The organism is Nonomuraea sp. CX421 (assembly GCF_059358955.1).
Genome location: NZ_JCADBK010000023.1, coordinates 80217 through 90923, shown reverse-complemented (window position 1 = coordinate 90923; position 10707 = coordinate 80217). Strand labels below are relative to the sequence as shown.

At 71.9% G+C, this 10707-nt stretch carries 12 protein-coding genes; 6 read left to right on the top strand and 6 right to left on the bottom strand.

Going from position 1 to position 10707, the window contains the following annotated elements:
* The first annotated feature begins 3 nt into the window (after positions 1-3).
* Complete coding sequence (locus AC5L3X_RS31030; RefSeq protein WP_189127971.1) at positions 4-675, top strand: hypothetical protein; 672 nt, start codon at positions 4-6, stop codon at positions 673-675.
* 77 nt (positions 676-752) lie between these two features.
* Here AC5L3X_RS31030 and AC5L3X_RS31025 read toward each other — a convergent pair whose 3' ends face one another.
* From AC5L3X_RS31025 to AC5L3X_RS31000, 6 genes are read right to left on the bottom strand one after another with little or no spacing between them, the layout of a single operon-like run.
* Complete coding sequence (locus AC5L3X_RS31025) at positions 753-1304, bottom strand: nuclear transport factor 2 family protein (protein ID WP_494861709.1); 552 nt, start codon at positions 1302-1304, stop codon at positions 753-755.
* Positions 1305-1311: 7 nt separating this feature from the next.
* Positions 1312-1503 (bottom strand): ferredoxin, encoded by a 192-nt coding sequence (locus AC5L3X_RS31020; protein ID WP_494861761.1) that lies wholly within the window; start codon positions 1501-1503, stop codon positions 1312-1314.
* Positions 1500-2816, bottom strand: a complete 1317-nt coding sequence (locus tag AC5L3X_RS31015; protein ID WP_494861707.1) for a cytochrome P450 — start codon at positions 2814-2816, stop codon at positions 1500-1502. The genes AC5L3X_RS31020 and AC5L3X_RS31015 overlap by 4 nt, the downstream gene beginning before the upstream one ends.
* Positions 2813-3586 (bottom strand): SDR family oxidoreductase, encoded by a 774-nt coding sequence (locus AC5L3X_RS31010; RefSeq protein ID WP_494861705.1) that lies wholly within the window; start codon positions 3584-3586, stop codon positions 2813-2815. The genes AC5L3X_RS31015 and AC5L3X_RS31010 overlap by 4 nt, the downstream gene beginning before the upstream one ends.
* 13 nt (positions 3587-3599) lie before the next feature.
* The gene (locus AC5L3X_RS31005; RefSeq protein ID WP_494861703.1) at positions 3600-4787 is read right to left on the bottom strand and encodes a cytochrome P450; all 1188 of its coding nucleotides are present in this window, start codon (positions 4785-4787) and stop codon (positions 3600-3602) included.
* 5 nt (positions 4788-4792) lie between these two features.
* On the bottom strand, positions 4793-5359 hold the full coding sequence (locus AC5L3X_RS31000; RefSeq protein WP_494861701.1) for a TetR/AcrR family transcriptional regulator: 567 nt from the start codon (positions 5357-5359) through the stop codon (positions 4793-4795).
* A gap of 72 nt (positions 5360-5431) precedes the next feature.
* On the opposite strand from AC5L3X_RS31000, the gene AC5L3X_RS30995 reads away from it, so the two are divergent.
* From AC5L3X_RS30995 to AC5L3X_RS30975, 5 genes are all read left to right on the top strand, one after another.
* Positions 5432-5614 (top strand): hypothetical protein, encoded by a 183-nt coding sequence (locus tag AC5L3X_RS30995; protein ID WP_494861699.1) that lies wholly within the window; start codon positions 5432-5434, stop codon positions 5612-5614.
* 87 nt (positions 5615-5701) lie between these two features.
* The gene (locus tag AC5L3X_RS30990) at positions 5702-6076 is read left to right on the top strand and encodes an ATP-binding protein (protein WP_494861697.1); all 375 of its coding nucleotides are present in this window, start codon (positions 5702-5704) and stop codon (positions 6074-6076) included.
* Between the two features lie 15 nt (positions 6077-6091).
* Positions 6092-8140, top strand: coding sequence for a tetratricopeptide repeat protein (locus AC5L3X_RS30985; RefSeq protein WP_494861695.1), 2049 nt, complete (start codon positions 6092-6094; stop codon positions 8138-8140).
* A gap of 96 nt (positions 8141-8236) precedes the next feature.
* The gene (locus AC5L3X_RS30980; protein WP_494861693.1) at positions 8237-9175 is read left to right on the top strand and encodes an NAD(P)-dependent oxidoreductase; all 939 of its coding nucleotides are present in this window, start codon (positions 8237-8239) and stop codon (positions 9173-9175) included.
* Entirely contained in the window at positions 9172-10647 is a 1476-nt protein-coding gene (locus AC5L3X_RS30975; protein ID WP_494861691.1) for an NAD-dependent succinate-semialdehyde dehydrogenase, read from the top strand. Before AC5L3X_RS30980 ends, AC5L3X_RS30975 begins: the two co-directional genes overlap by 4 nt.
* Positions 10648-10707: the final 60 nt, after the last annotated feature.

The window sequence follows — 10707 nt, the reverse complement described above, 5'->3', positions numbered from 1 at the left end:
CGCATGACGGAGCGCAAGGACTATTCCGGAGAATTCGATCCGAACTTCCGGTTCGAGGACCTGTCCAAAGAAGCCCTGGTGCGGCTTGTCCGCGAGTACGCGCTGATCGTCCACCTGCTCGACCGGTCCGCGCTGATCACCGTCGGCCTGCGGTACGGGCAGCAGGCCGTGGAGGAGATCGCCATCGACGAGTGGCAGGGCGCCAGCCCCGTCTACACCCGGCGGATCCGCGAGATCATGCGGATCGAGGGCGACGGAGTGTCGGCCATCTTCAAGTGCCTGCAGCTCGACCCCGGCTTCGCCCAGCACTACATGGACGTGGAGTACGAGCTCGTCTCGGAGACCCACGGCTTCTTCCAGTTGCGCAGCTGCGGCGCACTGCTGGACGTGGAGCCGTTCGGGGAGCGCGCGACCCGGGGCATGTGCCACCACATCGAGGACGGCACCTTCGACTGGACCGCCCAGGCGGTGAACCCGCGCGCCCGGATCCGGCCGGTGCACCGGCCGCCCCGGACGCCCGCCGGCCGGGTGCCGCACTGCCGCTGGGAGGTGATCATCGACGACGACACCGAGCCCGTCGGCGAGGCCGAGATCACCAGGATGACGCGGGGCACCACGGCCGCGACGTTCAGGTTCCCGCCGATGCGCGACGGCACGCCGCACATCCCCGCCTGACCGGTTCGCCACAGCACGCCGCGTCTTCCAGCCTGAGCGGCTCACCAGAGCACGCCGCGCATCCCAGTCTGAGCGGCTCACCAGAGCGGGACCGGCGACTCGCCCCGCGGGTGGTAGCCGGGGATCCGCTCCCCGGAGGCGGCCCGGTCCAGGCGGCGCTTCATGCCCTCGGACAGGGTGCCCGCCTTCATCATCTCGACGAACAGCGAGGTGACGTTGCCCAGGTCGAACCAGTCGCGCTGCCACGACCACCGGAAGTCTCCCCCGTAGCGGAACCAGCTGCCGCCGATGCCCGCCACCTCGTACGCGCCGCCGCCCGGCCGCTCGGCGTCGGCGATCTGCTTCCAGAACCCGACCACCTCACCGGCGCGGTCGTCGACGAGGACCCGCTGGTACGGGTAGGTCCAGCCGTCCAGGCCGCCCATCTCCGACCCCAGGACCAGGTCGCGGATCTCGTCGCGGCCGACCGCCATGAAGTCCTGGCCGGGGCCGACGTTCCAGCCGTAGGTGGCGTCCTCGGTGTAGAGCTCGGCCAGCGGGCGCCAGTCGCCCGCCTCCTCGCACCGGTGGTTGGCTTCCAGCCAGCGCTGGACCATCTCGTCGAGCTCACTGCGGGGGAAACTGGGCATGGCGCGGTCACTCCTTCGGCTTGAGCAGGATCGCCTGGGTGGGGCAGTAGCGGACGGCGGCCTCGACCCGGTCGCGCAGCGTCTCGGGCGGACGCGGGTCGAGGACCCGCGCCTTGCCCTTCCTCGGCACCTCGAAGACCTCGGGCGCCTCCAGCTCGCACAGGGCGTGCCCCTGGCACAGGTCGAGGTCGACGCTCACCCGCAAGGCCGCCTCCTGCGGTAGGTCACCCGGCACGGCCGGGCGAGCTGGACCACCATCGTGGAATGGTCGTTACGGTAGGACGCGGGGTCCTGGGCCAGGGCGAACTCCCAGTCACGCAGCAGCACCGAGAAGATCGCCTTGAGCTGGATCATCGCGAAGCCGGCGCCCACGCAGCGGTGCCGCCCGGCGCCGAACGGCACCCAGGTCCACCGGTGCAGCAGGTCCTCCTCGCGCGGCTTGGCGTAGCGCGACGGGTCGAAGGCGTCCGGGTCGGGGAAGTCCTCGGCGATCCGGTTGGACACGGCCAGGGAGCAGCCGACCATGGTCCCCTCGGGGATGCGGTGGCCGAGCACCCGCTGCTCCGACCGGGCCACCCGGAGCAGCAGGATGAGCGGCGGGTGCAGGCGCAGCGCCTCCTTGACGGCCGATTCGAGCAGCGGGATCTCGCGCAACGCCTGGAAGCTGACCTCCGAGCCGTCGGCGTACAGCTCGTCCAGCTCGGCGACCACCGCGCGCATGATCTCGGGGTGGCGCAGCAGCTCGATCAGCGTCCAGGCCGCGGTGCCGGAGGTCGTGTGGTGCCCGGCGAACATCATCGAGATGAACATCCCGGTGATCTGGTCGGCGGAGAACCTGCCGAGGGACATGAGCACGTCGAGCAGATCGCGGTCCTCACGGGCGGGTGCGGTGCGGGTGGCCATGATCTCCTCGACGAGGCCGACGAGCTGGACGCGGGCCGCGTCGCGCCGCCGGAAGCTGTCGATGTCGGCGTACGGGTCGACGTAGGCGATCGCGTCGGTGCCGCGCTCCAGGTCGTGGTAGAGCTCGGCGAAGCGCCGGTCGAGCTGCTCGCGGAAGCGCCTGCCGATCAGGCAGGCGGAGGAGGTGTAGATGGTCAGCTCGGCGAACCAGTCGAGCAGGTCGATCTCCCCCTCGCTTCCCCACCCGGCCACCATCCGGTCCACCTCGGCGGCGATCGTGGCGGCATGCCCCTTGAGGTAGGAACCTTTGAGCGCCTGGTTGTGCAGCGCCTCCCTGCGCTGCTCGGGAGTGGCGTCGAAGACCACCCCCTCGCCGAAGATCGGGGTCATGAACGGGTACGCGCCGGCCTGGTCGAGCTCCTCGTCGGGGGCGCGGAAGAAGAACTCGTTGGCCTCGGCGCCCGACAGCAGCACGACCGGCCGCCCCGCCAGCCGGAACTCCCCGACCGCGCCGCACTCCTCGCGCACCCGCCGCATCAGGCCGATCGGGTCGGCCCGCAGCTCCTCCAGGTGGTCGGGGCCGCCGGAGACGAGTCTGGGCTGCGTCATCGGTTCCTCGCCTCCGGCTGGACCTCGACCAGGGTCAGGTGGGTGCCGCGCGGCGTCTCGACGACGGCGGCGATCACCGCGGCGACGTTCTCCGGCTTGAGGAAGTACGGGTGGCGGGCGAGGCCCCACTTGACCCAGTCCTCCAGGACCTCTCCGGTCGTCTGGGGGTCCCAGTCCATCCCCATGCCGGTCATCGTGGGACCGGGCCGGACGATCGAGACCCGCACGCCGGTGCCCTCCAGCTCCATCTGCATCGTCCGGGCCATGCCCTCCAGGCCGTTCTTGGCCGCCACGTAGGCGCCCATGTGGGGGCGCGGTGCCCGTACGACGTCGGAGGAGACGAGGACGACGTCGCCCCGGCCGTTCCGCACCATGCCGGGCACCACCTGGGAGACCAGGCGGTGCGCGCCCACCAGGTGCACCTGGAGCTGGGCGGCGAGTCCGGCGGAGTCGAGCTCGTGGACGCGTTCGGCGCTCACGTCGCCCGCGCCGGAGACGACGATCTCGGGGGCGCCGAGCGCGGCGGCGGAGGCGGCCACGAACCGTTCGACGGAGCCGGAGTCGGCGACGTCCAGAACGTGCGCGAACACCTCGGCGCCGTCCTTGGCCAGGGTCTCGGCGAGCTCGCGGCACCGTTCGACCCGGCGGGCGCCGAGGGCGACGGGGTGCCCTCGGGCGGCGAGCAGGGTGGCGGTGGCGGCGCCGATGCCGGAGGAGGCTCCGGTGACCAGCGCGGGACGGCGTGAGGGGTGTGGTTCGAAGCGCGGCATGGCAGCTCGATCCTCAGGCGGGAGTGACGGAGATGGGCAGTCGGGCGAAACCACGGACGTTGACGGAGTGCACGCGCACGGCCTGGCCGGCGTCGACCTCGAAGGAGCGGACCTGCCTGACGAACTCGGTCAGCGCGATCCGGGCCTCCAGCCTGGCCAGGTTGGCGCCCAGGCAGAAGTGCCGGCCGCCGCCGAAGCTGATCAGCGCGGAGGTGTCCCGGTCGAGGTCGTAGCGGTCGGGTTCGGAGAACGCCCGCTCGTCGCGGTTGGCCGCGCCGATGAGGAGCACCAGCCGGCTCCCCGCGGGGACGGCGGTGCCGTACAGCTCGGTTTCGTGCGCGACGGTGCGGGCCAGGATCTGGCTGGACGGGTCGTAGCGGAGCGTCTCCTCCACCCAGTCGGTCACCCGGGCCGGGTCCTTCCAGGGTTTGGCCAGTTCGGCGGGGTTGCGCCGGCCCCAGTAGAGCGCGTTGGCCAGCAGCTTGGTGGTCGTCTCGTTGCCGGCCACCACCATGAGGAACAGGAAGGCGATGATCTCCTCGTCGGTCAGCCGGTCGCCGTCCTCCTCGGCGGCCAGCAACGCGGAGGTGAGATCGGCGCCCGGTCTCGCGCGGCGCTCGGCGACCAGCCCCTCGTAGTAGCCGACGAGGGTGAGCGCCGCCTCCATCCCGGCGGGCGGGACGTCGGTCAGGCCCTCCTCGCGGTGCACGACCAGGTCGGCCAGGCGGCGCAGCTCGTCACGGTCGGCCTCGGGGACGCCCATCAGCTCGGAGATGACGTCCATCGGCAGCTTCCCGGCGAAGTCGGCCACCACGTCGAACCCGCCCGCGGCGACGGCCGGGGTCAGGTGGCGGCGGGTCAGCCGCAGGATGTCGCCCTCCAGCTCGCGCACCCGGCGCGGGGTGAACCCCTTGGCGACCAGGGCGCGCATCCGGGTGTGCGAGGGCGGGTCCATGGCCAGGAAGGACATCGTCCGGTGCGCGGCGGGACCCCACGCGCTGGGGTCGAGCGAGACGCCGTTGACGTTGGAGAAGCGCTGGTGGTCGCGGAACGCGGCGGCCACGTCGGCGTGGCGGGAGACGGCCCAGAAGTCGAGGTCGTCGTTGCGGTAGAGGGGGGCCTCCCGCCGCAGCCGGGCGTAGACGGGATAGGGGTCGTCGTGCACGGCGTAGTCGTACGGGCTGTAGGAGACCGGGTCCACGCGGGCTACCTCACGATCAGCTCGGCGACTTCGGCCAGGCGGTCGGCCGTCTCGTGGTAGGAGATGTGGCCCATCCCGGCCTGCACCAGGGCGCCCGCGTAGGCCATTTCGAGCGCGTTGAGCACCTTGCGGTCGGCTTCGGGGCCGAGCGCGGCGCGCAGCCTGCGGCGGATGGTCAGGCCGATGCGCAGCCGCAGCTCCTGCACGTCGGGGTCGTCGCCGAGCAGCGCGGCGGTGCAGGCGGCGGCGAGCCGCGGCTCGTCGGCGACCAGCAGCGCGATCTCGCGCAGCACCGAGACGGCCTGGACCTGGTCGCCGGCCGGCTCCAGCGGCGGCAGGGCGCTCAGGCGGCGCCAGAACACCTCGGCGACGAGGTGGTTCTTGGAGGAGAAGTAGGTGTAGGCGGTGGCCGGCGCGACACCCGCCCGGCGGGCCACGTTGCGCACGGTCAGCCCGTCGAAGCCCCGCTCGCGCAGCTCCTCGACGGCGGCGTCGGTCAGCCGGCGCACGGTGTCGGCCTGCCGGTGCGTCAGCCGCCGCCGGGTGGGCTCCGTCAGCGCATTGTTGGACACATGTCCAGACGATAGTTCAGCCAGGGCCACCCGGCAAGGGTTCCCGTCTGCCACCGGGCTCCAGGACCGCCCTTGTACGCGAAGGGCGGCTCCGGGGCGACTGACTGGTCGGCGGTGCGCGAGGGCGCGAAGCAGGCCGGTCACGCCTGGCAGGAGCATCAGCGGCACAAGCACGCGCACGACCACGACCACGACACCGGCGGCGGCGGCGACTTCGGGGGCGACTTCGGCGGTGGCGATTTCGGCGGCTGGTGACCTCGGCGGCTGGTGACCTCGGCGGCTGGTGATCAGCTCAAGTGATACTGATCCCCATCCAGGCGGATGAGGAAGCGTGGAGTCTCCATGGCCGACCCCGAACTGACCCTCCAGGAGATCGTCAAGCGCCGGCAGCAGGCCGGTTTCGTCGGCCGGGAGAGCCAGCTCGCCTGGTTCGGCGAGAACCTCGCGCTTCCCGTCGACTCCGACAGGCGCCGGTTCATCGTCAACATCCACGGTGACGCGGGAGTCGGCAAGACCTTCCTCACCGAACAGTTCAGGCGGATGGCCGCCGAGCACGGAGCCGTCTGCGCCGTCGTCAACGAGGACACCTTCGACGTGCCGACCGTCATGGCGCAGGTGGCCCGCGACCTGGGCCGGGACGGCGCCCACCTGTCCGCCTTCGACGAGGAGTTCTCGCTCTACGAGCGCCGTCGCAGGGCGCTGGTCAGCGATCCGTAGGCTCCCGACGGCGCCATGCGGTTGCTGACGTCGACGGCGGTGCGGCTCGGTCTCGGCACGATGAAGTCGCTGCCGATCGTCGGCGCCGTGGCGGACGCCGTCGACGCGGAGTCCGCGGTCGAGCAGGCGGAACGCTTCCGCACCTATCTGGCGGGCAAGTTCCCGAACCAGGACGTCCGCCTGCTGCTGTTGCCCACCGAGATGCTGACGCCCTCGTTCCTGGCCGGCCTGCGGCGGCTGGCCGCCAAGCGGCCCGTCGCCCTGTTCTTCGACACCTTCGAACGCACCGCGCTGTGGTGCGAGACCTGGCTGCTCGACCTGTTCGGCGGCAGGTACGGCGCGCTCCCGGCCAACCTGGTCGTCGGCGTCGCCGGTCAGCATCCGCTGGATCCCAACCGGTGGAGCGGCTACGCCGGGATCCTCGCGGAGATCGAGCTCGCGCCGTTCACCGAGGAAGAGGCGCGCGGGCTCTGCCTGCGCAAGGGCGTGCGGGACGAGCGCGTGATCCGCCTCATCCTCGGCCTCTCCGGCAGACTGCCCCTGCTGGTGGCGATGCTGGCGCAGAACCAGCCGGGCGACCCGGCCGAGGTGGGCGACCCGAGCGACGACGCCGTGGAGCGGTTCCTGAAATGGGAGAGCGACGAGGAGCGCCGCGCCGTCGCGCTGCTGGCCGCCTATCCCCGCACGCTCAACGAGGACGTCCTCGGGGCCCTCGTCTCTCCCCAGACGGCCGGCGCGACCTTCGCCTGGCTGCGCGGCCAGCCGTTCGTCAGCCGCCGGGCCGGCGGTTACGTCTACCACGCGGCGGTGCGCACCCCCATGCTGCGCACGCAGCGCAGCCGCTCTCCCCTGGACTGGCGCCGGCGGCACAGGAGTTTGCGCGAACGCCACCAGCAGTGGCGCGACGAACTCCAACTGCCCGAGTCCCAGCAGTGGAACGATCCCGCCTGGCAGCACCACCTGCTGGAAGAGATCTACCACGGCCTCTGCGCCGACCCGCACGCGCATCTGGACACCGCACTGGAGCAGGTCGTCCACGCCCACCGCACGGACATCGCCCTGACCCGCAGGGTGCTGGACGCCGTCCGGCAGGCCGGTGAGGAGGTCGAGTCCGAGCTTCTCCTCAGCTGGGCCGCCCGGCTCGGCGCACACGCCGGGGGAAGCAACGAGAGCTCCGTCGAGCTCATGACCATCCTGCTGGAGACCGTGCCACTGAGCGCCCGCGCGCAGGCCGACGCCCTGTACACACGCGCATGGGCCTGCCTGTCCCTCAAGCGTTTCGAGACCGCGCTGGCCGACCTCGACCGCGCCGTCGAGCTGGAACCCGGCTACGCCTGGGGCGTCGCCCTGCGAGGCGGGATCCACCATCTCGCGGGGCGCAACGACCAGGCGCTGGCCGACCTCGACCGCGTGGTGGGCCTCGATCCGCGCTTCGCGGGGGCGATCGCCGTGCGCGGCACCGTGCACCGCGTCATGGGAAACCACGAGCAGGCTCTCGCCGACCTCGACCGCGCCATCGAACTCGACCCTGACTACGCCTGGGCCCTCGCCGCCCGCGGCACGACCTACCAGGCCCTGCGGCGCTACGACGAAGCCCTCATCGACCTGGACCACGCTCTCGGCTTGGACCCCGGCTACGCCTGGGCGCTGGCCGCCCGGGGCGAGACCCACCGCATCCTGGGCGACCACGGCAAGGCCCTGGCCGACCTAGACCGCGCGATGGAGCTCGACCCCGCCGCCAGCTGGCACGTCTACGCCTCGGGCCTCACCAGGCTCTCGCTGGGCGATCGGGCGGCTGCCGACGAGGCCTTCCGGCGGGCGCTCGACCTGGGAGCTCGCGAGGTGGCGGGCGGTGACACGGACGGGAACGCCCGGCTCAACCTGGGCGTCTACCTGGCCGCGCTCGGAGACCACACCGAGGCCTCGAAGATCTTCGGGAGCGAGACCCGTCCCGGCTGCGTGATCGAGGGCGTCGTCCACGCGCTGCGGACCCTGCGCGACCTGCTGCCCGGCCAGGCGGAGGAGATCGACGCCCTGATCAGGACGCTGCGCGAGGTCACCTGACGGTTTGCCCACATTCACACGGGACACGTTCCAGGGAGAGCGAGCACCCGGACACCGGACGATGCCCGGCCCGGCCCCGCTCACCGAGGAGTTCCGATGACTGATGCGACAACGACCCGGGTCGGCTGGATCGGGACCGGCCGGATGGGAGCCGCCATGGCGGCGCGGCTCGCCGACGCCGGTGTGGACGTGACCGCCTGGAACCGCACCATCGCCAAGGCGGAGCCGCTCAAGGAGCACGGCGCGTCGGTCGCGGAGTCGCTCGGCGCGCTGCGTGACAGGGACGTGGTGTTCACCATGGTCTCCACGGCGTCCGTCCTGGAGAACGTGTTGTTCGGCGACGACGGGCTGCTCACGGGTGACGAGCTGCCGGGGGTCGTGATCGACTCCTCGACCGTGTCCGTGGAGTCGTCGGCCGAGGTGCGCCGGGCCTGCGCGGAGAGGGGGGTCGCCTACCTGGCCGCGCCGGTCAGCGGCAACCCCAAGGTGGCGCGGGCCGGTGCGCTCAGCCTGGTGGTGTCGGGCGACCGGGAGACCTACGACCAGGTCGCCCCTCTCCTGGAGCGGCTCGGGAGGTCGGTCACCTATGTGGGAGAGGGCGAGACCGCCCGCCTGGTGAAGATCGCGCACAACCTGATGCTGGGCGTGGTCACCCAGACGCTGGCCGAGATCACCGTGCTGGCCGAGAAGGGCGGCGTCCAGCGGCACGCCTTCCTGGAGTTCCTCAACGACAGCGTCATGGGCTCGGCGTTCACCCGCTACAAGTCCCCGGCGTTCGTGCACCTCGACTACACGCCGACGTTCACCCCGATCCTGCTGCGCAAGGACTTCGACCTCGGCCTGACCGCCGCCCGCGCCCTGGACGTGCCGATGCCCGTCACCGCGCTCACCGCGCAGCTCATCCAGGCCAGCGTCGGCACGGGCCGGGTGGACGAGGACTTCGCCGTCCTGCTCGACCTGCAGGCCGCCGCCTCGGGGCTGCGCCTCGAACCGGAGGACGTCGCGGTGGACGACGGTCTGGGAGGACCTTCATGACCACCCCGCCGCCCGCCGACCCGTACGGAAAGGAAGACACGATCATGCTCACCGAGCTCTACATCGGCGGCCAGGCGGTCACGGCCGGCGACGGCGGCCGGTTCGACGTGCTGGATCCCGCCACGGGACAGGTCATCACCTCCGTGGCCGACGGCACCGCCGACGACGCGATCTCCGCCGTCGACGCGGCGCACGCGGCGGCCGCCTCCTGGGCGGCCACGGCCCCCCGGGAGCGGGCCGAGATCCTCCGCGCCGCCTTCGAGCTGATGACCGAACGGGCCGAGGACCTGGCCAGGCTCATCTCGCTGGAGAACGGCAAGGCGCTGCCCGACGCGCGCGGCGAGGTCACGTACGCGGCCGAGTTCTTCCGCTGGTACTCCGAGGAGGCGGTGCGCGGCGCGGGACAGCTCACCACCGCCCCGTCGGGCGCCAACCGGATCGTCGTGTTCCACCAGCCGGTCGGCGTCTGCGTACTGGTGACGCCGTGGAACTTCCCGGCCGCGATGGCGACCCGCAAGATGGGGCCCGCGCTGGCGGCGGGCTGCACCATGATCCTCAAGCCCGCCAGTGACACGCCGCTCACCGCGCTGGCCATGGCCGAGATCCTGAGCGCGGCCGGGGTGCCGCCGGGCGTGGTCAACGTGCTGCCCGCCCGCCGCTCCGGCGCGGTGGTGTCGGCCATGCTGCACGATCCGCGGGTGCGCAAGCTGTCCTTCACCGGCTCCACCGAGGTGGGCCGGGTGCTGCTGCGCGAGGCGGCCGACCAGGTGGTCAACACCTCGATGGAGCTCGGCGGCAACGCCCCGTTCGTCGTATTCGCCGACGCCGACCTGGACGCGGCGATCGAGGGCGCGATGATCGCCAAGATGCGCAACGCCGGTGAGGCGTGCACGGCGGCCAACCGGTTCTACGTCGAGGCGCCGGTCGCCGACGAGTTCGCCAGGCGGCTGGCCTCCCGCATGTCGGCGCTGGTGGTCGGCCCCGGCACCGAGGAGGGCACCCAGGTCGGGCCGCTGGTCAACCAGGACGCCGTGGACAAGGTCCACAGCCTGGTGCGCGGCAGCCTCGACGGCGGCGCGAAGGCCTTGGTGGGCGGTGGCCGGCCCGACCGGCCCGGCTTCTACTACGAGCCGACCGTGCTGGTGAACGTCCATCCCGACGCGCCGATCCTGCGCGAGGAGGTGTTCGGGCCGGTGGCGCCGATCGTCTCCTTCGACGATGAGGACGAGGCGGTCCGGATGGCCAACGACACCGAGTTCGGCCTGGTCTCCTACGTCTACACCGGCGACCTGGCGCGCGGCCTGCGGGTCACCGAGCGGCTGGAGGCCGGCATGGTCGGGCTCAACCGCGGCCTGGTCAGTGACCCGGCCGCCCCGTTCGGCGGCGTCAAGCAGAGCGGCATCGGCCGCGAGGGCGGCCACGAGGGGATGCTCGACTACATGGAGACCAAGTACGTCGCCGTCGACTGGTGACTGTCAGGGTTCTCGTCTGACAACGCAGCGTGTCTGGGCCTCCTGGTGCGGAGTCAACGC